The sequence below is a fragment of the Dietzia cercidiphylli genome, from assembly GCF_039531545.1.
GTDB classification, from domain to species: domain Bacteria; phylum Actinomycetota; class Actinomycetes; order Mycobacteriales; family Mycobacteriaceae; genus Dietzia; species Dietzia natronolimnaea.
The window spans coordinates 252,897-273,346 of record NZ_BAAAQG010000007.1; the positions used below are offsets into that span (position 1 = coordinate 252,897).

Annotated in this window: 22 protein-coding genes, 1 tRNA gene and 1 pseudogene; 12 read left to right on the forward strand and 12 right to left on the reverse strand. The window is 70.8% G+C overall.

The features are described 5' to 3' along the window. Positions 1-38 precede the first annotated feature (38 nt). From ctaD to ABD250_RS07500, 3 genes are all read left to right on the forward strand, one after another. The gene (gene ctaD / locus ABD250_RS07490) at positions 39-1,799 is read left to right on the forward strand and encodes an aa3-type cytochrome oxidase subunit I (RefSeq protein ID WP_107748506.1); all 1,761 of its coding nucleotides are present in this window, start codon (positions 39-41) and stop codon (positions 1,797-1,799) included. Between the two features lie 142 nt (positions 1,800-1,941). After that, a complete protein-coding gene (gene serB / locus ABD250_RS07495; protein WP_182657689.1) occupies positions 1,942-3,171 on the forward strand; it encodes a phosphoserine phosphatase SerB in 1,230 nt (409 codons plus the stop codon). Then, positions 3,168-3,980 carry an aminoacyl-tRNA hydrolase gene (locus ABD250_RS07500; RefSeq protein ID WP_259845009.1) on the forward strand — a complete coding sequence of 271 codons (813 nt, stop codon included), beginning with the start codon at positions 3,168-3,170 and terminating at the stop codon, positions 3,978-3,980. The genes serB and ABD250_RS07500 overlap by 4 nt, the downstream gene beginning before the upstream one ends. Before the next feature lie 260 nt (positions 3,981-4,240). On the opposite strand, the gene ABD250_RS07505 is transcribed toward ABD250_RS07500, so the two are convergent. Together ABD250_RS07505 and ABD250_RS07510 are read right to left on the reverse strand one after the other, a co-directional pair. After that, the gene (locus ABD250_RS07505) at positions 4,241-6,349 is read right to left on the reverse strand and encodes an ATP-dependent DNA helicase (RefSeq protein ID WP_182657987.1); all 2,109 of its coding nucleotides are present in this window, start codon (positions 6,347-6,349) and stop codon (positions 4,241-4,243) included. A 36-nt stretch (positions 6,350-6,385) separates the two neighbouring features. Next, positions 6,386-7,738 (reverse strand): nicotinate phosphoribosyltransferase, encoded by a 1,353-nt coding sequence (locus ABD250_RS07510; RefSeq protein WP_182657986.1) that lies wholly within the window; start codon positions 7,736-7,738, stop codon positions 6,386-6,388. Between the two features lie 104 nt (positions 7,739-7,842). Between ABD250_RS07510 and clpS the strand changes: the two genes are divergently transcribed. The 7 genes from clpS (at position 7,843) to ABD250_RS07545 (ending at position 12,638) form a co-directional block, all read left to right on the forward strand. Further along, positions 7,843-8,136: an ATP-dependent Clp protease adapter ClpS gene (gene clpS / locus ABD250_RS07515; protein WP_370650897.1), complete on the forward strand. Its 294-nt coding sequence runs from the start codon at positions 7,843-7,845 to the stop codon at positions 8,134-8,136. Positions 8,137-8,140: 4 nt separating this feature from the next. Continuing rightward, positions 8,141-8,752: a DUF2017 domain-containing protein gene (locus ABD250_RS07520; protein WP_179524843.1), complete on the forward strand. Its 612-nt coding sequence runs from the start codon at positions 8,141-8,143 to the stop codon at positions 8,750-8,752. A 10-nt stretch (positions 8,753-8,762) separates the two neighbouring features. Then, positions 8,763-9,446: a rhomboid family intramembrane serine protease gene (locus ABD250_RS07525; protein ID WP_179524844.1), complete on the forward strand. Its 684-nt coding sequence runs from the start codon at positions 8,763-8,765 to the stop codon at positions 9,444-9,446. Continuing rightward, complete coding sequence (gene murI / locus ABD250_RS07530; RefSeq protein ID WP_179524845.1) at positions 9,443-10,258, forward strand: glutamate racemase; 816 nt, start codon at positions 9,443-9,445, stop codon at positions 10,256-10,258. The genes ABD250_RS07525 and murI overlap by 4 nt, the downstream gene beginning before the upstream one ends. A gap of 82 nt (positions 10,259-10,340) precedes the next feature. After that, a complete protein-coding gene (locus ABD250_RS07535) occupies positions 10,341-11,120 on the forward strand; it encodes an MBL fold metallo-hydrolase (protein WP_182659542.1) in 780 nt (259 codons plus the stop codon). 67 nt (positions 11,121-11,187) lie between these two features. Next, positions 11,188-11,979 (forward strand): ribonuclease PH, encoded by a 792-nt coding sequence (gene rph / locus ABD250_RS07540; protein WP_259845019.1) that lies wholly within the window; start codon positions 11,188-11,190, stop codon positions 11,977-11,979. Then, positions 11,976-12,638, forward strand: a complete 663-nt coding sequence (locus ABD250_RS07545) for a non-canonical purine NTP pyrophosphatase (RefSeq protein ID WP_344391556.1) — start codon at positions 11,976-11,978, stop codon at positions 12,636-12,638. The genes rph and ABD250_RS07545 overlap by 4 nt, the downstream gene beginning before the upstream one ends. A 37-nt stretch (positions 12,639-12,675) precedes the next feature. On the opposite strand, the gene ABD250_RS07550 is transcribed toward ABD250_RS07545, so the two are convergent. Then, complete coding sequence (locus ABD250_RS07550) at positions 12,676-13,050, reverse strand: DUF3817 domain-containing protein (RefSeq protein ID WP_344391558.1); 375 nt, start codon at positions 13,048-13,050, stop codon at positions 12,676-12,678. Further along, a complete protein-coding gene (locus ABD250_RS07555) occupies positions 13,047-13,583 on the reverse strand; it encodes a hypothetical protein (protein WP_182658963.1) in 537 nt (178 codons plus the stop codon). The genes ABD250_RS07550 and ABD250_RS07555 overlap by 4 nt, the downstream gene beginning before the upstream one ends. A 58-nt stretch (positions 13,584-13,641) precedes the next feature. Between ABD250_RS07555 and ABD250_RS07560 the strand changes: the two genes are divergently transcribed. Further along, a tRNA-Leu gene (locus tag ABD250_RS07560) sits at positions 13,642-13,723 on the forward strand. Between the two features lie 17 nt (positions 13,724-13,740). Here ABD250_RS07560 and ABD250_RS07565 read toward each other — a convergent pair. From ABD250_RS07565 to ABD250_RS07600, 8 genes and pseudogenes are all read right to left on the reverse strand, one after another. Next, the gene (locus ABD250_RS07565) at positions 13,741-14,130 is read right to left on the reverse strand and encodes a CBS domain-containing protein (RefSeq protein ID WP_182643873.1); all 390 of its coding nucleotides are present in this window, start codon (positions 14,128-14,130) and stop codon (positions 13,741-13,743) included. A gap of 62 nt (positions 14,131-14,192) precedes the next feature. Next, positions 14,193-14,543 carry a P-II family nitrogen regulator gene (locus ABD250_RS07570; protein ID WP_182658964.1) on the reverse strand — a complete coding sequence of 117 codons (351 nt, stop codon included), beginning with the start codon at positions 14,541-14,543 and terminating at the stop codon, positions 14,193-14,195. Beyond that, entirely contained in the window at positions 14,540-15,367 is an 828-nt protein-coding gene (locus ABD250_RS07575) for a DUF1538 domain-containing protein (protein ID WP_311201590.1), read from the reverse strand. Before ABD250_RS07575 ends, ABD250_RS07570 begins: the two co-directional genes overlap by 4 nt. Positions 15,368-15,391: 24 nt before the next feature. Continuing rightward, a pseudogene (locus tag ABD250_RS07580) lies at positions 15,392-15,959 on the reverse strand (DUF1538 family protein); the annotation flags it as partial. Between the two features lie 202 nt (positions 15,960-16,161). Beyond that, positions 16,162-16,671, reverse strand: a complete 510-nt coding sequence (locus tag ABD250_RS07585) for a gluconokinase (RefSeq protein ID WP_182658374.1) — start codon at positions 16,669-16,671, stop codon at positions 16,162-16,164. A 79-nt stretch (positions 16,672-16,750) separates the two neighbouring features. Beyond that, on the reverse strand, positions 16,751-17,614 hold the full coding sequence (locus ABD250_RS07590) for a maleylpyruvate isomerase family mycothiol-dependent enzyme (RefSeq protein ID WP_182658370.1): 864 nt from the start codon (positions 17,612-17,614) through the stop codon (positions 16,751-16,753). Positions 17,615-17,767: 153 nt separating this feature from the next. Beyond that, complete coding sequence (locus ABD250_RS07595; protein ID WP_182658371.1) at positions 17,768-17,920, reverse strand: methionine/alanine import family NSS transporter small subunit; 153 nt, start codon at positions 17,918-17,920, stop codon at positions 17,768-17,770. Positions 17,921-17,923: 3 nt separating this feature from the next. Next, entirely contained in the window at positions 17,924-19,543 is a 1,620-nt protein-coding gene (locus tag ABD250_RS07600) for a sodium-dependent transporter (RefSeq protein WP_182658372.1), read from the reverse strand. A 170-nt stretch (positions 19,544-19,713) separates the two neighbouring features. Between ABD250_RS07600 and ABD250_RS07605 the strand changes: the two genes are divergently transcribed. Continuing rightward, positions 19,714-20,208, forward strand: coding sequence for a hypothetical protein (locus ABD250_RS07605; RefSeq protein ID WP_241730593.1), 495 nt, complete (start codon positions 19,714-19,716; stop codon positions 20,206-20,208). Positions 20,209-20,450 lie beyond the last annotated feature (242 nt).

Below are 20,450 nucleotides of genomic sequence, written 5' to 3' on the forward strand. Positions count from 1 at the left end.
GACCCGCGGCGTCGGGTGAGGCGTTCAGGAGGACCCTTATGACCGCAGTGGCCCCCAAGCCGGTCGACGATCTCGACCATCCGCCGGGCGTACCCACGGGCACCGCCCGGCCGGGTTCGTTCGTGTGGAAGATGATGACGACGACCGATCACAAGCTGCTCGGCCTGATGTACATCGTCACCTGTTTCGTCTTCTTCTTCATCGGCGGGCTCATGGCCCTGCTCATCCGGGCGGAGCTCTTCGTCCCGGGCATGCAGTTCCTGTCCAACGAGCAGTTCAACCAGCTGTTCACGATGCACGGCACGGTCATGCTGCTGCTGTACGGAACGCCGATCGTGATCGGCTTCGCGAACTACATCATGCCGCTGCAGATCGGTGCCCCCGACGTCGCCTTCCCGCGGTTGAACGCCCTGGGCTACTGGCTGTTCACGGCGGGCGGCATCATCATGCTGTCCGGCTTCATCACCCCCGGTGGTGCAGCGGCGTTCGGCTGGACGATGTACATGCCGTTGGCCGACAAGATCCACTCGCCGGCCGTCGGCGCGGACCTGTGGATCCTCGGCGTCGGCATCGGCGGTATCGGTTCCATTCTCGGCGCCGTCAACTTCGTCACCACGATCATCTGCCTGCGCGCGCCGGGCATGACCATGTTCCGGATGCCGATCTTCACGTGGAACATCCTGGTGGCCTCGGTCCTGATCCTGCTGATCTTCCCGCTGCTCACCGCCGCGGCCCTCGGCGTCTTCTACGACCGTCAGTTCGGTGGCCGCATCTACGACCCGGGCAACGGTGGCGCCATCCTGTGGCAGCACCTGTTCTGGTTCTTCGGTCACCCCGAGGTGTACGTCCTCGCGCTGCCGTTCTTCGGCATCGTCTCCGAGGTGTTCCCGGTCTTCTCGCGCAAGCCCCTCTTCGGGTACGCCGGTCTGGTCTTCGCGACCCTCGCGATCGCCGCGCTGTCCATGGCGGTCTGGGCGCACCACATGTTCGTCACGGGCGCCGTGCTCCTGCCGTTCTTCTCCTTCATGACGTTCCTCATCGCCGTTCCCACGGGTGTGAAGTTCTTCAACTGGATCGGCACCATGTGGCGCGGGAAGATGACGTTCGAGACGCCGATGATCTTCGCGCTCGGCTTCATCGTGACCTTCCTCTTCGGTGGTCTGACGGGCGTCATGATGGCTGCGGCGCCGATCGACTTCCACATCTCGGACACGTACTTCATCGTCGCCCACTTCCACTACACGCTGTTCGGCACGATCGTGTTCGCCACGTTCGCCGGCGTGTACTTCTGGTTCCCCAAGATGACGGGCCGGATGCTCGACGAGAGGTTGGGCAAGTGGCACTTCTGGCTGATGTTCATCGGCTTCCACACCACGTTCCTCGTGCAGCACTGGCTGGGCAACCAGGGAATGGCCCGTCGCTACGCTGACTACCTGGCGACGGACAACTTCACGGTGCTCAACCAGATCTCCACCATCGGCTCGTTCATCCTCGGGATCGCGATGCTGCCGTTCATCTGGAACGTCATCAAGAGCTGGCGCTACGGTGAGATCGTCACGGTCGACGACCCGTGGGGTGCGGGCAACTCGCTCGAGTGGGCCACTTCGTGCCCGCCGCCGCGTCACAACTTCGTGACCCTGCCCCGGATCCGCTCCGAGCGGCCGGCGTTCGAACTGCACTACCCGCACATGAGCGAGCGCATGCGTGCGGAGGCCCACGTCGGGGGCCGGGCCGCGGCCCAGGACCCGGCTGCGGTCAAGGACGTGGCCGAGCGCGGCTCGTCACCGCAGAGAGGCTGACCCACCCGCCCGTACTCACCCACGGGCGTCGGTCCCCGCTGAACCCCGTCGGTAGGCTCGTCCTCCGGCGGGGTTCGGCGCGTGTCAGCCCTTCCTGCCCATCACCCCCAGTCACCAGCACGAACACTCGTCAGGAGCACACGTGAGCACCCCCGGCACCCCGGCACTACTCACCGTCACCGGACCCGACCGGCCAGGTGTGACAGCGAGGATCATGGCGGTCCTCGCCTCCCACCACGCCGACCTGGTGGACGTCGAGCAGGTCGTGGTCAACGGCCACCTCTCCCTGGGGCTCATGGTCCGGGTGGAAGCCGACGCGGACGTCGTGGCCGTGGTCCGCGAGCTCACCGACCAGGTCCACGATCTGGGGATGCAGCTGGAGGTCCAGTTCGACGACATCGCGCCCGCGACCCCGCCGTCCACCCACGCGGTGGTGATCCTCGGCAGTCCGGTCACCGCGTCGGCGTTCTCCGCGGTGGCGGGTTCGCTCGCGTCGATCGGTGCGAACATCGACACCATCCGGGGGATCGCCGACTACCCGGTGACAGGTCTGGAGCTGCACGTCTCGACCGCCGGTCGTGACGCCGCCGACGACGCCAGGTTGCGCGAGGCGATGGCGCCCCTGTCGGACGCGCACGGCGTCGACATCTCGGTGGACGGCGCCGGGCTGGGCCGCCGGTCCAAGCGTCTGGTGGTGTTCGACGTGGACTCCACCCTGGTCCAGGGTGAGGTCATCGAGATGCTCGCCGCCCACGCGGGCAGGGAGGCCGAGGTCCGCGCGGTGACCGAGCGCGCGATGCGGGGGGAGCTGGACTTCGCCCAGTCCCTCCACGAGCGCGTGGCGACCCTGGCCGGACTGCCGGCCACCGTCCTCGACGAGGTCGCGGCCAGCATCGTTCTGACCCCGGGTGCGCGGACGACGATCCGCACGCTCAAGCGTCTCGGCATCCGCTGCGGAGTGGTGTCGGGCGGGTTCATCCAGGTGATCGCCGGCCTCGCCGAGGAGCTGGGTCTCGACTTCGCGCGGGCCAACACGCTCGAGATCGAGGACGGCGTGCTCACCGGCCGCGTCATCGGCGAGGTGGTGGACCGTGAGGCCAAAGCCGACTACCTGCGCGAGTTCGCCGAGGAGCTCGGCATCTCGTTGAGCCAGACCGTCGCGGTGGGTGACGGGGCGAACGACATCGACATGCTCACCGCTGCGGGGCTGGGGATCGCGTTCTGCGCCAAGCCCGCCCTCCGCGAGGTGGCCGACGCGTCGCTGTCCAAGCCGTTCCTCGACACCGTCCTGTTCGTCCTCGGCATCACGCGCGACGAGATCGAGGCGGCCGACACCGCCGCCGGCACCTACCGCCGCGTCCCGCTCGTGTGACCGAGGGACCACAGGTCGAGGGGCCGCGTCCCGAGGAGCCACCGACCGACGCACCACCGGCGGGAGATCCTGCGACCGGTGCCGCGCTCGACTGGTGCCACGCCCGACTCCGCGCCGGGTCGGCCGGGACCGAGGACCCGGATGACCGCGGCACCGTCCGCTCCATGCCGATCGTGCTGCACCTGCCCAAGGCGGACCTCCCCGGACGGACCCCGCTGCTCGAGGCCGTCGCGGGCGCCGTCGCCGCGCTGTGCCTGGACGAGCGTGTCGCGCCGGGTGGGCGGTGGCACGAGGCCTACGGCGCGTGGTTGGACGCCCGGATGCGCAAGATCGCGCGGCGGGCGCGAGGCGCCCAGTGGCGTACCGCTCTCGAGGTCGACGGTGTGACCCGCGAGGTGGACGGGTGCGCGGCCCGGGCGTTCGTCCCCGGCCCGGTCGACGAGGTGGACCCGCGACTCGGCCGTCTGCAGATCGGGGGTACCGACCTCGAGCGTGACGATCCCGGCCCTCCGCCGCCGGGTGTGCCGGTGGTGTGGGTCGACAGGGCGCTGGAGATGTCCGTGGGGAAGGCCGCCGCCCAGGTCGGTCACGGCGTGATGGTGCTGATCGCGGAGATGGACCGCGACCGGCTCGAGCGATGGATCGACGGCGGGCTCCCGGTGGCCGTCCGTGAGGCGGACCCCGCCCGGTGGCGCGACCTCTCGGCGGCCGTGTCCGCCCGTGCCCCGGGAGTGGCCGCCGTGGTCGACGCCGGGTACACGGAGGTCGCGCCGGGCTCGCTGACGGTCATCGCCGTCGACGAGCGCTGACACCCGCAGCCGGGCGGAATCCACCCACCGGAGCCGACGGAATACACCCACCGGAGCCGACGGAATGCTCCCACAGCCGCTCCTTGGCATGCACGGCGGCGTGAGCAATGGGGCAGGCGAGGGTACATCGCCGCGAGCGGCTGCGGCTGGGGGAGCAGGCGCTGGAGCGGCTGCGCGCGGCTGGGGGAGCAGGCGCTGGAGCGGCTGCGCGCGCGGGTGGGGGAAACGGGGCGCGCGGCTGGGGGAGCCGGACCGCGGTCTCAGGCGCCGCGGAGCCGCTCGAGGGCGCCGATCACCACGTCCCGGTCGGTGGTCTGCCAGAACGGTGGCAGAGAGGCCCGGAGATAGCCGCCGTAGCGAGCGGTCGCCAACCGGGAGTCGAGGACCGCCACGACGCCCCGGTCGTCGGTACGGCGCAGGAGCCTCCCGACCCCCTGGGCGAGGAGTAGCGCGGCGTGGTTGCCGGCGACGGCGAGGAAGCCGTTGCCACCGCGGGCCCCGACCGCGCGCTGACGCGCCGAGAGCAGGGGGTCGTCCGGCCGCGGGAAGGGGATGCGATCGATCACCACGAGCGAGAGCGACCGCCCGGGAACGTCGACGCCCTGCCACAACGAGAGGGTGCCCACCAGCGTGGTCTCCTCGTCCGCCGCGAACTGCGCCACCAGGTTGGCGGTCGAGTCCTCGCCCTGGCACAGCACCGGGGTGTCGAGTCGTTCGCGCAGCAGTTCCGCCGCGGCCTTGGCCCCGCGCATCGAGGAGAAGAGCCCGAGGGTGCGTCCGCCGGCAGCGGTGACGAGGTCGACCAGCTCGTCACCCGCCTCGGGGGAGGCGCCCTCCCGGCCCGGCGCCGGGAGATGCGAGGCCACGTAGAGGATGCCGTTGCGGCGGTAGTCGAAGGGCGACCCGGCGTCCAGCCCGGTCCAGCGGAGACTGCCGGCGTCGTCGTCCGAGGGTGGTTCCAGGGCGACGGCGGTCGCGGGGTCGGGGCGGGAGGACGATGCCGGCGGCAACCCCCAGGTGGCCGCCAGGCCGTCGAACCTCCCGCCGGTCGTGAGCGTGGCCGAGGTGAGGATCACGGTGGATTCGGCGAACAACCGCGCCCGGAGCAGCCCGGCCACGGACAGCGGGGCGACGCGCAGGATCCGGCCGCGGCGGTCCTCCTCGCTCATCCACACGATCTCCAGACGCTCGGTCACCGGGCGCTCGTACGAGGACAGCATTCGGTCGGCCGCATCGGCGACCTCGTCGAGTGCCGCGAGGGTCTTCTGCCGGTCGGAGGCGCCCTGGGGATCGTTCGCGACCTCTCCGGGCTTGGGGCCGGGAACGGCGCTCCGGCAGTTCTCGGCGGTGTGCCGGACCGCGGCCAGCGCGAGGTCGGCGCCCTCGGGCAGGAGGTCCCACCGCCCCTCGGGACACAGCTCGAGCAGACTCGCCAGACCCTCGCCCGCCGCCACCATGCGATCGGCGGTCTGCTGATCCACGAGCTTGGCCGCGCGGCGGGCCGCCTGGATCACGGCGGCACCGGTGAGCTCCGCCGTCGTCACGCCGGTCACCCGGTCGGAGAGCTCGTGGGCCTCGTCGATCACCACCGCGTCGTGCTCGGGGAGGATGGAGACGTCGGTCATGGCGTCGATCGCGAGCAGGGCGTGGTTGGTCACCACCACGTCCGCCCGACCCGCCTCCTGCCGTGCCCGTTCGGCGAAACACTCGGAGAACTCGGGGCACAACTGCCCGAGGCACTCGCGGCTGGTCACCGACACCTGGCGCCACGCCGCGTCGGACACCCCGCGGGGCAGGTCGTCGCGGTCGCCGGTCTCGGTGTCCTGCGCCCAGTCGTGCAGCCGGGCGATCTCCTGGCCGAGTCGCGACCCGGGCCCGGAGTCGCGCGGGGAGGTCTCGCGTGGGGTGCGGGCAGCGGTGGATTCGCCACCGATCGGGAGGTCGAACAGCTCCTCCGACACCACCTCGTCGGGATCGGCCTCGTCGACCGGGCCTGACGAGACGCGGTGCAGGCACAGGTAGTTCCCGCGGCCCTTGAGGATCGCGTGTGAGGGCGTCATGCCGAGCTGCGGCTTGAGAGCGGCGGCCAGCCGGGGGAGGTCGCGGTCCACCAGCTGGTTCTGCAACGCGATCGTGGCGGTGGAGACCACCACCGTCCCCCCGGTCGTCACGGCGTGCCGCAGTGACGGCACCAGGTAGGCCAGCGATTTGCCGGTGCCCGTGCCGGCCTGGACCGCGAGGTGCTCGCCGGTGGACAGGGCGTTGCCCACCGCCTCGGCCATACGGACCTGGCCCGCGCGCTCGCTGCCGCCCAGGCTCTCGACCGCGGTGGCGAGCAGGTCGGAGACGGTCGGGAGCGAGTCGGTCACCCGGTCACCCTATCGGCTGCGTCGGAGGCGGGCGGATCAGCGCCGGGGTCCGGGCGGCACCACCCGCACGGGGACCGCCGGCTCGCCCTCGCTCAGGGCCAGACCCTCCCACGGCAGGGTCACCATCGCGGACTCGTGGAGCGCCCGCGACTCGGCCAGGGTCGGCAGGTCGGCCGCGGTGTCGCCGTCGCGCATGAGGGGGACCATCAGGTCCCGCTGCTCCAGACCCGGGTCGGCCGGCAGGGAACCCGCCCACGGCAGGAGCACCTCCTCGACCGCGGTGCCCGAACGCCGGTGCAGCCGGACCGCGCGCTTGGCACCCGGCAGGGACTCCTTGTGTGCGGACCGCTTGGCCACCGGTATGCCGTCCACCTCGACGAGCTTGTAGACCATCCCGGCGGTGGGGGCGCCGGAGCCGGTCACCAGCCGGGTTCCCACCCCGTACGCGTCGACGGGTTCGGCCCGCAGGGCCGCGATCGCGTACTCGTCGAGATCTCCGGAGACCACGATCCGGGTCCGGTGGGCGCCCAGGGAGTCCAGCTGGACACGGACCTGGCGGGCGAGCATCCCGAGGTCGCCCGAGTCGATCCGGACGCCCCCCAGCCCGGGCCCGGCCACCTCGATCGCCGTGGCCACGCCGCGGGTGATGTCGTACGTGTCCACCAGCAGGGTGGTGTCCACACCGAGGGTGGCCACCTGGGATCGGAAGGCGGACGCCTCGTCCGGGCCGTCCGGTCCGGTGTGCAGCAGGGTGAACGCGTGCGCGGACGTGCCGGCGGAGGGGACCCCGTGCCGCCGGGTCGCCTCGACGTTGGAGGTGGACGCGAACCCCGTGAGGTACGCCGCGCGGGCCGCCGCCACCGCGGCCTCCTCGTGGGTGCGGCGCGACCCCATCTCGATGATCGGTCGGCCGTCCGCCGCCGCGGTCATGCGCGCGGCGGCGGAGGCGATCGCGCTGTCGTGGTTGAGCACGGACAGGACCAGGGTCTCGAGCAGCACGCACTCGGCGAACCCGCCCCGGATGCTCAGCACCGGGGATCCCGGGAAGAACAGTTCCCCCTCGGGGTACCCGTCGATGTGGCCGGTGAACCGGAAATCCCGCAACCACCCGAGGGTCCGCTCGTCGAGGGAGTCGGCCACCACCGCGAGCTCCTCCTCGCCGAAGCGGAAGTCCCGGAGCCGCTCCAGGAGTCGGCCCGTGCCGCCGACGACGCCGTACCGGCGACCCGCCGGGAGCCGTCGGGCGAACACCTCGAACACACAGGGGCGGTCGGCGGTCCCGTCGGCCAGTGCGGCCCGGATCATCGTGAGCTCGTACTTGTCCGTGAGCAGTGCGCTGGACGGACGGCCCGGCGGGTGAGGGGCGCGCGTCGGCGCGGTCGCGGTCACCCGGCTGACTCTACGGCGTGGCCGACCCGGCGGTAATCCGTATCCTTGGCCGTATGCACACCGTGACCACACAGATCGCGGACGACCGGAGCGTCGTCCCCGTGATGGCGATGCCGTCGGCCGCGCCCGTGGAAGCCACGGACACCGAGCTCGACGCCGGGGTGGACAGTCCCTGGCTCACCGTGGTGTGGGACGACCCGGTCAACCTGATGAGCTACGTGACCTTCGTGTTCCAGCGGGTCTTCGGCTACAGCAGGGAGAAGGCGCACGAGCTCATGCTCAAGGTCCACAACGACGGCCGCGCGGTGGTCTCGTCCGGGAGCCGGGACAAGGTGGAGAACGACGTCCGGAAGCTGCAGGAGGCCGGACTGTGGGCCACCATGCAGCGGGAGGTCTGAGCCCGTGAAGGCCTGGCAGCGCAAGTCCTCCCTCACCGGCCCCCGGGTCAAGGCGGTCATGGAGGGTCACGAGGTGCAGATCCTCCACGCCCTGGTGTCCAACATCGTCGACATGCTCGAGCAGCGGCGCGACTCCGCGCCGAGGGACGAGTTGGCAGAGATCACCGGGATGCGCAGCGGCCACTCCGAGCTCCCCGTCGAGGCCCCGCTCGCCCGCCTGCTCCCCGACTTCCACCGGCCCGAGCCGGGTGGGGGATCCGACGCGGACGCCGCCGCGGTCGCCCGCGCACACAACTCGGGCATGCGCATGATCCACGAGCCGGAGATCATCGACGTCAAGCTCGCCGCGGCGTCGACGGTCCTCAGGTCCCTCCCGGCGCGTGGGGGGACGGTCTCGCTCAGCCCCGAGCAGGCACAGGCCTGGATGGGGTGTCTCAACGACGTCAGGCTCGGCCTGGGCGCGTTGCTGCTCGAGGCCGGGGCGGTGGACGGCGTCCCGGCCACCGACATCCCCGAGTTCGTCGCGGAGGACGACCCGAGGTCGGCGCACCTGGACGTCTACCACTGGTTGACCTTCATGCAGGACTCCCTGTGCACCGCTCTGACCGGGAAGTGAGGAGAACACGGTGAATCCAGATCCACGCACGTTCCGGGCGGGGGGCGTCCAGACCGCCCGGCCCGTCCCTCAGGGGCCACGCCGCTGGCCGGCACTGATCCTGCTCTTCGCCTTCGTCGCACTGATGTGGGTGGTCGAGGCGGCCGACCAGGTCATCCAGGCCACCATCGGGCCCCCGCAGGGGCTCGACGGCTACGGGGTGCGTCCGCTCTCGACCGACGGGCTCCCCGGCATCATCTTCCAACCCTTCCTCCACGGGGACTGGGCGCACCTGATCGGCAACTCGATCGCCCTGCTCGTCCTGGGATCGATCATCGCGATGTCCGGGATCCGGCCCCTGATCAGCGTCACGCTCATCTCGTGGCTGGCCTCGGGTGTCGTGTCGTGGGTCCTGGGCGGCACCGGGACCGTCCACATCGGGGCGTCCGGCATCGTGTTCGGCTACATCTTCTACGTGATCGTCCGGGGTCTGTTCTCCCGCCGGTTCCTGCACCTGGTCGTCGGTCTGGTCATCGGCTTCTACTACGGGTTCGAGGCGCTCGCGGGACTGTCCCCGATGCTGGACGGCGTGTCCTGGCAGGGTCACCTCGGCGGGGCCATCGGCGGGGTCCTCTCGGCGTACGGACTCAAACGCGACCGGACGCCACAGGCGGTCACCGCCGGGCAGCGGCGGAACGCCGGCTCGCCGAGGTGACGTCTCCCGATCCACTGGCCCCGGTCGGGGTGTTCGACTCGGGGGCGGGTGGACTCACCGTGGCCCGGGCGATCATGGACCAGCTCCCCGACGAGTCGCTGATCTACGTGGGGGACACGGCCAACGGTCCGTACGGGCCGCTGCCCCTGGCCCGGGTCCGCGAGCACGCCCTGGCGGTCGCGGACTCCCTCGTCGACCGCGGGGTCAAGGCTCTGGTGATCGCGTGCAACACCGCCTCGGCGGCGATGCTGCGGGACGCGCGCGAGCGCTACCCGGTACCGGTGGTGGAGGTGATCCAGCCGGCGGCCAGGCGGGCGGTGGCCACCACGCGCTCGGGCCGCATCGGGGTGATCGCCACGCGCGCCACGGTCGCGTCGCTGGCCTACGACGACGCCGTGGCCGCGGCGGCCGGGGTCCACCTGACCTCGGTGGCGTGCCCGAAGTTCGTCGAGTTCGTGGAGCGCGGGATCACCAGCGGTCGGCAGGTCCTGGGTCTGGCGGAGGCGTACCTCGCGCCGATCCGGGACGCGGACGTGGACACCCTGGTCCTGGGGTGCACCCACTACCCCCTGCTGTCCGGGGTGGTCCAGCTCGCGGTGGGCGATCACGTCACGCTGGTCTCCAGCGCCGAGGAGACCGCCAAGGACGTGCTGCGCGTGCTCACCGCCGCGGACCTGCTGCGCCCCCACGACGCGGCGGATCCGGCGACGCGGGAGTACCTCGTGACCGGTGACCCGGACAGCTTCCGAAGGGTGGCGTCCCGGTTCCTCGGACCCGGTCTCGTGTCGGTCGGCCTCGCGGGTGCGGTGTGATCCCTACCCGCGGACCGGTTCCGGGTCGCCCGCCGGGGCACACTCCGGGCGACCTCGCGCCGGCCGTGGCACGATGGTGCCCATGTTTCTGACTGTCCTGGGTTGCTCGGGGAGTATCGGCGGACCCACCTCGCCGGCGTCCGGGTATCTGGTGGAGGTCGAGGGGGTCGCCCCGGTCGTGATCGACATGGGGCCGGGGGTGTTGGGGGCTCTGCAGCGGTACATCGCGCCGGAGGACGCCATGATCCTGTTGTCCCATCTCCACGCCGATCACTGCCTGGACGTCCCGGGCCTGTTGGTGTTGCGGCGCTACGGTCCGGAGGCCGAGCGCGCGGTCCGGGTGCCGCTCATCGGGCCGTCCGGGACCGCGTACCGGATCGGGGTCGCCTCGGCGGAGGAACCGGGGGCGGTGGACGACCTGTCGGACACCTTCGAGGTGGGGTCGTGGGATGTGACGCCCGACGTGGAGATGACGGGCGACGACGGCGAGGTGGGCCTGCGCGTGCGGGCCGACCGGGTGGATCACCCGCCGGAGTCCTACGGGATGCGCCTGACGTCGGAGTCCGGTCGCGTCCTGGCCTACAGCGGTGACACCGCCTACTGCGACTCGCTGGTCGAACTCGCGGCCGGCGCCCACGTGTTCCTCTGCGAGGCCTCGTGGACCCACGAGGAGGGCCGCCCGCCGGGGATCCACATGTCCGGTGCCGAGGCCGGCCGGACCGCCCGACTGGCCGGGGTGGGCCGTCTGGTGCTGACCCACATCCCCCCGTGGACGGACCGCGAGGCCGTGCGCGCCGAGGCCGCCGCGCAGTTCGACGGCGAGGTCCTGTTGGCGGAGCCTGATCTCAGGCTCGAGGTCTGAGCGTCGGGTTCCGGGGCCCGGTGTCCGAGGCCCGGTCTCCGGGTGCCGGCCGCTAGTATCGGCGGGCGTGACCTCATCTACTGACGGCAGAGCAGACGGACGCGCGGACGGCGACCTCCGCGACGTGACCATCACGCGGGGTTTCACCTCGCACCCGGCGGGCTCGGTTCTCGTGACCTTCGGACAGACCCGCGTGATGTGCACGGCGAGTGTGACCGAGGGCGTGCCGCGCTGGCGCAAGGGGTCGGGCCTGGGCTGGCTGACCGCGGAGTACGCGATGCTCCCCGCCGCCACCCACGAGCGCTCGGGGCGCGAGTCGGTGCGGGGCAAGGTGGGTGGCCGCACCCACGAGATCAGCCGGCTGGTCGGCCGGTCGCTGCGCGCGTGCATCGACCTGTCCGCGCTGGGGGAGAACACCATCGCCCTGGACTGCGACGTCCTGCAGGCCGACGGCGGTACCCGGACGGCCGCCATCACCGGGGCCTACGTCGCGCTCGCGGACGCGGTGACCTGGCTCAAGGCGAAGGGTGCCGTCACCGGCAACCCGCTCACGTCCGCGGTGGCGGCCGTGAGCGTCGGCGTGGTGGACGGGCGGGTCCTGTGCGACCTGCCCTACGAGGAGGACTCGCGCGCCGGGGTGGATATGAACGTCGTCTGCACCGACGCCGGGCAGCTCGTCGAGGTCCAGGGGACGGCCGAGGGCGCCGCGTTCGGGCGGGACACCCTCGATGCGATGCTCGACTCCGCGCAGGCCGGCTGCGACAAGCTGTTCGAGTTGCAGCGCGAGGCCCTCGCCGCCCCCTACCCGGGTGAGCTGCCCGCGCCTCCGGCCGCCCGGACCGCGGGGCGCCAGCCGTGACCGTGCGACTGCTGGTCGCGAGCCGGAACGCCAAGAAGCTCGCCGAGCTGCGCCGCGTGCTGGAGTCCGAGGGGATCGTCGGCATCGAGCCGGTCGGCCTGGACGAGGTGCCGGAGTTCCCCGAGGAGCCGGAGGACGGCGCGACGTTCGAGGACAACGCTCTGATCAAGGCGAGATCCGGGTGGAGGGCGACGGGCCTGGCGTGCCTGGCCGACGACTCCGGGCTGGCCGTGGACGCGCTGAACGGGATGCCGGGCGTGCTCTCCGCGCGCTGGGCGGGCCGTCACGGCGACGACGCGGCCAACAACGCGCTCCTGGTGGGGCAGCTGTCTGATGTGCCCGACGACCGCCGTGGCGCGGCCTTCTTCTCCAGCTGCGCCCTGGTGTACTCGGCGGCTGACCCGGCGGTGGACCCGGAAACGTCGACGGAGAATCCGGTCGAGCGGGTCGCGGAGGGGCGGTGGGCCGGACACGTGCTCCGGGATCCGCGCGGCGAGGGCGGGTTCGGCTACGACCCGCTGTTCCTGCCCGAGGGGTCGGACCGCTCCGCGGCGGAACTCACACCGGGGGAGAAGGACGCCGACTCCCACCGCGGCCGGGCCCTGCGGGCGCTCGTGCCGGCGCTCCGGGAGCTCGCCGAGCGCAGCCGGACGGACTGACCGGCTCGGATCGGCGCCGGTTCAGATCGGCGCCGGCTCAGATCGCGTATTCGGCTCGGACGTCCCGGGTCCGCTTGTGCTCGAACCAGAACGACAGGAACGGGACCGTCCCGGCCAGGGCGGTCAGCAGGGTGCGGGAGGCGGGCCACCGGGCCTTGATCGCCAGGTCGAGGGTCATGAACAGGTAGAAGATGTAGAAGACACCGTGGGCCTGTCCGATGTAGGTGAACCAGTCGGGAGCGTCCGAGGAGTTGTCCAGGATCAGGTACTTGTAGATCATCTCGACGGTGAGGACCAGCAGCCAGACGCCGGTGATCCAGGCCAGGACGCGGTACCGGGCGAGCGCCCCGCGGACCTTGCCGTCGGGATCCGGCTTGCGGTCGTCGGTCTCCGGGGTGGCTGCGACGGTCATGTGGTGTGTCTCTCCTGGTGACGGTCGCCGGCGGCCGCGTCCTGACGGGCCAGCTCGGCGAGGTATGAGTTGTAGGCGTCCAGAGCCTCATCTCCGGTCCGGGCCTCCGCGGCGGGACGCCGGGGCAGAAGGTCCGCGGGGATCTCCGTGACGATCTCCTGCCTGCGCGAACCCCGGCGCAGGGGCGGAGCGTCGGGGTGGCCGTCGACCTCGTCGTCGTCACCCTCGTCCCCGTCGGCACCGGCGGCTGGGAGGGCCGACTCGGCCTCGTCGGCCTCCAGTCGGACGTACTTCAGGTACGCGTAGACCAGGAACCCCGCCAGGAACGGCCACATGAAGGTGTAGCCGAGGTTCTGCACCGTCCCCGTGGCCTCCTGGTAGCGGGCGAGCTGCCAGAACCCCATCCCCAGGCAGAAGATCGAGCCCAGGACGACGAACGCGATCCACGAGGGGCGGTGCCTGACCTTGGTCGAGACCGGCGGGCCGGAGGCGGGGTCGCCTCCGACCGTGCGGTTGCTCAGGGTGTCGGACACCCCTCCACGATACCGCCGACGGCGCGGTAAGCTCACCTCGCCCGGCACCCCCGGGCGGGCGCCCGTGGCGGAATTGGCAGACGCGCTGGATTTAGGTTCCAGTGTCTACGGACGTGGGAGTTCAAGTCTCCCCGGGCGCACCGTCACAGATCGCGGTTCAGTCGAGCTCATCGATCAGCCGGGCGAGGATGTCGTTCATCGTGAGCAGGCCGATGAGGTCGTTGCCGCGGACCACGACCAGGCGGTTGAGGTGGAACCGGCTCATCATGGCCGCGGCCTGGTTCACCGACAGGTCCTCTCCCACGGAGATGGCGGGCTTGACGGCGGCGTCGTAGACGTTGAGCAGGTCCACGTCGCCCTCCTCGACGACGATGGCGCGCAGCAGCTCGTTGTAGCTGAGCAGACCGTAGGCATCGTGGGGGTGCTGGCGGTCCACCACGAGGCTCTTGACCCGATGGGAGCGCATCATCGACAGCGCCTCGCGCAGGGTGGCGTAGGGGGAGATGGTGATCACCTCGGGCACCATGACCTGTTGGACGGTGAGCATGGGGGTCCTCCTGGGTTGTACGGGCGGTATGGGGCGCGCGCGGGGGAGCGGGTGGGCGTGGCTCAGGTGTTCTCCCGGCGCATGTATTCCTCGAACGTCACCAGTTGCCGCGGGTCTATCCCCGTGAGGTGCTCGATGGGGACGTTGAAGGCGATGCCGTGGGAGTTGTCCCCGTCGACCAGGATCTCGTGCAGGGATTTGAGGATCGGGGTGGCCAGGTGGGTGCCCACGACCATGAGCAGCACTGACTGGGAGCCCTCGAAGGTCAGGCCGAAGAAGGTCTTCTTCTGCTGCGCGCCGATGCCCTTGCCCTCCAGGATCGTCACCCCGGTCGCCCCGGCTCGTTGCGCGACCTCGATGGCGGTGTCCTCCAGCTCCGGGGGGGCGATCACTACGACAGCCGTGAATTTCATGACGATTCCTTCCGCAGGCGGGGGATTCTCTCGAGGGCGATGGCATAGAGCAGGACGGAGATGATCGGGAAGATCGAGGCGGAGGCGATGAGGCCGAAGCCGTCGAGCAGCGCGCTGCGGCCGTCGATGGCGCTGGCCAGTCCGATGCCCAGGGCGGTGACCAGCGGCACGGTGACCTCGGATGTGGTGACCCCGCCGAGGTCGAAGACCAGGGCGACGATGTACTTCGGGGCCAGGACAACCAGGACGATGACCACGGCGTAGGAGACCATGATGAAGTAGTGCAGCGGCCCGCCGGACAGGATGCGGTACACCCCCAGCGCGATTCCGACCGCCACCCCCGTGGCCACGACCAGGCGGATGGCGGTGGCGTTGATCCCGGCCGGCGAGACGTTCTCGGCCTGGTCGGCGATGGCCACCAGGGCCGGCTCGGCCATGGTGGTGGCGAACCCGATGAGCAGGGCGAACAGCAGGATCAGCGCCGGCACGCCGCGGTCGATGAGCTGCTCGGCCATCTGCGTGCCCAGCGGGAAGAGCCCCATCGTCAGGCCCACCACGAAGGCGTAGAGCCCCACCAGGACCATGACGAACCCGACGGCCACGCGCAGCGGGTGGGACAGCTTGCGGCGCAGCGCGACGTACTGGAAGAACAGGACGACGATCACCATGGGCGCCACGTCGCGGACCATCTCAGCCAGGCCCACCACGTGCTCCAGCCAGAGCGGGGTGGAGCCCTGGTCAGACCCCGTGGTGGGCGTACCGCCGCCACCGCCGAAGGTGTAGACCCACATCCCGTAGAGCTGCACCCCGATCATCGGGACCATCACACACAGCGCGACCAGGCCGAAGCCGTCCGTGAGGGCGCTGCGGCCCCGGATCGAGTTGGCCAACCCGATCCCGATCGCGGCGATCAACGGCACGGTCACGACGTTGGTGGTCACCCCGCCGGAGTCGAAGGCCAGGCCCACGATCTCCGGCGGGGCCACGAACGTGGCCACCAGGACCACCACGTAGCCGCCGATGAGGATCCGGTGGACCGCCCACCCCCGCAGCACGCGCAGGATCCCCAGGACCAGGACGAGACCCACGGACACGGCGAACCGCGATCAGGGCGGGTTCGGCCACGACCGCGGCGAATCCGATGGCGAAGCCGAAGGTGAGCAGCAGCCCCAGGGCCCCGCGGCGGGTGAACTGGTTGGCGAGGTTCTTGCCCACCGGGAACACGCTCAGGTCCAGGCCCTGGAGGAACAGGGCGATCCCCACCCCCACGATCAGCAGTCCGGCGACCAGCTGTAACGGGTCCTCGGGCATCCGGCGGAAGACGAGCAGCTGGAAGGCCACCACCACGGCCACGATGGGCAACAGGTTCCTCAGGGCTTTCCGGAACTCCTGGGCGAAGTGTCGGAGATCCTCCATGGAGGCTGGGGTCCTCTTCCGGGGTCGGGTCGACAGGCGGCCTGGATCCCAGTCTGACGTACGACCACCGGGGCGTCCACGGAACGGTCGCGGGACCGTGGTCGGTCCACCGGGTCGGTGCGACCTCACCGCCGGCTCACCGCGGACTCACCGCCGGCTCACCGCGGACTCACCGCCGGCTCACCGCGGACTCACCGCCGGCTCACCGACGACGGTCCTTCCGGAGCGCGGCGAGGGCCCTGTCGGCGATCTCCTCGACCGGAAGCGCGATCGGGCAGGTGATCCCGTCCTCGTCCGGGCCCAGGGACTCCAGGGTGGCCAGCTGCGATTCGAGGATCCGGTGGGATGCGAAGTGCCCGCGTCGAGCGGCGAGGCGGGCGGCGAGGAGCTCCGGGTCGGCGCCGAGTCCGACGAAGAACACCGGCCGGTCGACGTCCCGGAGGACGTCGCGGTAGGCGCGGCGCAGTGCCGAACACGCGACGACGACGCCGGGGTCCGGGCCGGTGCGGGCCCCCTCCCGTTCCCGCTGCCGCATCCTGTCCCGGACCGCGTCGAGCCACGGCCCGCGGTCGAGGTCGGTGAGCGGCTCGCCGGCGCCCAGCTTCCGGCGGTTGGCGGGGGGATGCAGGTCGTCGGCGTCGAGGAACAGGGCACCCGTCCGCTCGGCGATCGCGCGGGCGACGGTCGACTTACCGGCCCCGGACACCCCCATCACCACGATGTGCGCAACGGCCGCGGGCAACGGCTCTGCCCGATCCGGCACCGGCCCCGTCGGAGTCGCCACGGGCCTGTCAGATGGTGAAGGCCATCGACCCGAGGATCTTCCTGCCCAGGTCCTCGTCGCCACTGATCTCCACGCCGTTGCCGGGTTCGGCGGTGATCCTGCCGGTCGCCGCACGGACGAAGGTCGGGGTGTCGAACACCAGCTCGACCGTGGTCCGCGCGGAGTCGTCGACGTCCACGAGTCCCGCCCGGCCGGCGACCATCACGTCGACGGCCATCGGGAGATCGGTGTCGGACTCACCCGTGACCCGGAACCGGACGCGGGCGCCGTCCGGGGCGCCGGCCTTCTTGCCCACGGTCCGGGGGAGGGAGCGCACGATCTCGTCGAGGGCGAACCGCCCCGGGCCGCTGCCGAGGTGGTGTTGCATGCCGAGGGCGTGGCGGATGTCGTCCTCGTGGATCCAGCAGTCGAAGACGCGCACGCCCATGAAGCGACGGAACGGGACGCGACCGACGGGGGAGTCGGACTCGGCCTCGAACTGCTGCGGGGTCATCTCGGCGAGCTGTCCCGTGCGCTCGGCCACCGCCTCCCGGAAGTCCGCGAACGCGTCCTCGACCGCCAGCGGACGGGCCTCCTGCACGAACTTCTCGTTGAGCTCCCCGATGGGGTTGCGGACGTACTCGTCGGCCGAGGGCGGGAGGTCGACGTCCGGTACCGGTTCGCCCGAGAGCAGGTGCTCCGTTCCGGCGATGTGCGCCACCACGTCGCGGACGGTCCATCCGGGGAGGGCCGTGGGTGCGGCCCAGTCGTCTCTCTTCAGTCCCGTGAGGAGCTCGTCGAGGCGCTTCCATTGCTGGATCAGGTGGCGCACCTCGACGGGTGCGCTGCCGGTGGGTTCTGTGGTGGTGGCGTCGCGGCCCTCGGTCTCCATGGTCACCAGGCTACTGCCGCGGTGGGGACGGACCCGGCCACTTGACCGTCAGCGTTCACGATGCAGTGACAGTTCCGGTGCGATGACTGGTCCGGGCACCTCGACGACTCCGGCCCCGGCGCCGCTGTGGTGTGCGGACGCCGGGGCCGGCGATCAGGTCGTGCGGCGCGAGGTCAGAGTTCGCGGACGGGCTGTGGCCCCCTCCGGGTCGTCGGGGTGACCGACGTAGTGCACGATGCTGGCGACGAGTCCGCCCCAGATCACGAGCAGGAACAGCACCATCATGATGATCGCGGGAGCGTCCATGGCTCAGGCCTCCTTGGGCGTGTGGGTGGGAGCCGGGTTCTCGTCGGGACGGGTGAGTCCCTCCTCGTAGCTGTAGTCGCTCGGGTCGTCGTCGACGCTCGGCGGCCCGTCGAGCTGGCGGGCCCCCCGCCAGGGCAGGGCCGACAGGACGATCGACAGGACGAGGATGGTCCCGATCATGCCCCAGCCCCAGACGCCCAGGATGGCGGCGTCGTATCCCTCGTAGGGCTCGGAGACGAGGGACATGATCTCGCGGATCAGGGCGTAACCCAGGACGATCGGCGTGATGACCGCCAGGCAGACGATCCAGAACGTGCCGACCTTCCACGAGGACACCGAGTTGAGGTGGGCGCGCAGTGTGGGGGCCAGCCGCATCACGAAGATCACCACGATGAGGGCGATGAGGGTGATGCCGACGATGCCGAGGCTGTTGACGAACTTGTCCATCACATCGAGGTTCTGCAGCCCGGTCTCGGTGGGCATGAGCAGGATCGAGGCGACCGCCATCGGGATGCCCACGGCCAGCACCGAGACGGTGCGGCTGCTGCCCATCTTGTCCTGGAAGGACGAGATGACCACCTGGACGATGGAGATGAGCGAGGTAATGCCGGCCAGGATGAGGCAGATGAAGAAGACCACGCCCCAGATCGGGCCGCCGGGCATCTGCGAGATCAGAGCCGGGAAGGCGATGAACGCCAGACCCGGACCGCCGCCGACGTCCTCCCAGCCCGCGCCCGCCGACGTGGAGACGAGGAAGCCGAGCGTGGCGAACACGCCGATGCCCGCGAGGACCTCGAAGGCGGAGTTGGAGAAGCCCACGACCAGGCCGGAGCTCGTGAGGTTGGACTTGCGCTTGAGGTAGGACGAGTAGGTGAGCATGATGCCGAAGCCGACCGAGAGGGAGAAGAAGATCTGGCCGTAGGCCGCGATCCACACGCTCGGCTCGGTGAGCACGCCCCAGTCCGGGGTGAAGAAGTTGTTGAGGCCGTCCATCGCGCCGTCGAGGAAGAGCGACCGCACGACGAGGGCGGCGAAGAGTGCCACCAGGAGCGGGACGAAGAGCAGCGCGGTCCGGCCGATGCCGTTCTGGACGCCCGCGAGCAGGACCCCGAGCGTGACGATCCACACGACCACCAGGACGAGCGCGATGCCCGGGACGAAGTCGATCCCGAACCCGCTGCCGGCGCGGAGGAAGTCCTCGGCGAAGAACGTGGCCGACTCCTCGTACGTCTGCCCCCAGCGTTCGTCGACGGAGAACCACGCGTAGCAGGCCGCCCAGGCGATGATCACCGCGTAGTAGACCGCGATGACGAAGGACACCAGGACCTGGATCCAGCCGATCGGCTCGGCGAAGCGGTTCATCCGTCGGAAGCTCAGAGGGGCGGAACCGCGGAAGCGGTGCCCGATGGCGTAGTCGAAGAACAGCAGCGGGAGACCCGCGGTGAGCAGTGCCACGAGGTAGGGGAGCAGGAAGGCGCCGCCACCGTTGTCGTACGCGACGAAGGGGAAACGCCAGATGTTGCCGAGGCCGACGGCGGAGCCGATGGCGGCGAAGACGAAGACGGAGCGACGGGAGAATGTCTCTCTCGGTGTCACCCCACCTTGGTTGGGCGGGCTGGTCATGGTCGGCTCCTTGTCGGGCGATCGGGCGGCGGATCCGCCGGGTGTGACGGAACGACGATAGGTGTGGTCCCCACAACTCCCAACATCTAGTCGGCGGGTTGGGGTTTTGGTGACCATTTCGACGCATTCGTGGCACCTGATCGTGTTACTGGCGGGACTACAGTGACTTCATGAGGACAATGCAGGTGAGACGGAGAGCGGGACGCGCGCTGGCCGCGGTCGCGCTCGTGGCGTCGATGGCGGGGGTGTCCACCCTCGTCGCCACCCCGACGTCGGCAGCCCCCGTGCCCTCTCCCGCCGAGGTGGTCCGCGAGACCGGGTCGTGGTTCGCGCACGGGTACACCCTCGACCTGCGCGCGGACGGGACGGGGATGCTGGCGGCCTGGGTCGGCGCGTTCGACGGCACCAGGGTGCAGGTGCGTCTGATCCCCGCTCCGGGTCCGGCGACGGTCGCCGAGGTGACCGCCGTCGAGACGGTCGGACGAGGGGGGCTGGCGCCCGAAGAGCAACCGGGGATCGGCGGACTGGTCACGATCGCCGTCGGCGACGAGGTCCGGACGGCCCACGTCGAGTGGTCGTCCGGGCCGCGCCGTCTGGCCGTCGACCTGTGCCCCACCGAGGGTCTCGACGCCGAGATGATGGCCGTTCTCCGGTGCGGCGCCTGACGGCTGTGCCGGGGCGTGGGAGGCGACGGCGACACGCCGTCGTCGGGCGGATCACCCCTGAGAACGAGATAACGATTCGGTAACATGGGTGCCCCTAAACCTGAGGTGCCCCTCACCTGTGTATATGGGGGAACCACCAGCTCCGTATTGTGATCGGGCTCACGCGTCGGCCCCCTCGGCTAACCCCCGAACGGACGGCCGTACCCCCTCAAGCTGAGGTCTCCCTCAACTTCCTGTGGCAG

Bases quoted from the DNA above. Each gene is read 5' to 3' on its own strand.
- ABD250_RS07575 (WP_311201590.1), bottom strand. From the start codon at position 15,367: ATGGTCCCGATGATCGGGGTGCAGCTCTACGGGATGTGGGTCTACACC.
- ctaD (WP_107748506.1), top strand. From the start codon at position 39: ATGACCGCAGTGGCCCCCAAGCCGGTCGACGATCTCGACCATCCGCCG.
- ABD250_RS07585 (WP_182658374.1), bottom strand. From the start codon at position 16,671: ATGGGGGTGTCCGGGGCCGGTAAGTCGACCGTCGCCCGCGCGATCGCC.
- ABD250_RS07595 (WP_182658371.1), bottom strand. From the start codon at position 17,920: ATGGACGCTCCCGCGATCATCATGATGGTGCTGTTCCTGCTCGTGATC.
- ABD250_RS07535 (WP_182659542.1), top strand. From the start codon at position 10,341: ATGTTTCTGACTGTCCTGGGTTGCTCGGGGAGTATCGGCGGACCCACC.
- ABD250_RS07570 (WP_182658964.1), bottom strand. From the start codon at position 14,543: ATGAAATTCACGGCTGTCGTAGTGATCGCCCCCCCGGAGCTGGAGGAC.
- clpS (WP_370650897.1), top strand. From the start codon at position 7,843: ATGGCGATGCCGTCGGCCGCGCCCGTGGAAGCCACGGACACCGAGCTC.
- ABD250_RS07565 (WP_182643873.1), bottom strand. From the start codon at position 14,130: ATGCTCACCGTCCAACAGGTCATGGTGCCCGAGGTGATCACCATCTCC.
- ABD250_RS07590 (WP_182658370.1), bottom strand. From the start codon at position 17,614: ATGGAGACCGAGGGCCGCGACGCCACCACCACAGAACCCACCGGCAGC.
- ABD250_RS07600 (WP_182658372.1), bottom strand. From the start codon at position 19,543: ATGACCAGCCCGCCCAACCAAGGTGGGGTGACACCGAGAGAGACATTC.
- ABD250_RS07550 (WP_344391558.1), bottom strand. From the start codon at position 13,050: ATGACCGTCGCAGCCACCCCGGAGACCGACGACCGCAAGCCGGATCCC.
- ABD250_RS07605 (WP_241730593.1), top strand. From the start codon at position 19,714: ATGAGGACAATGCAGGTGAGACGGAGAGCGGGACGCGCGCTGGCCGCG.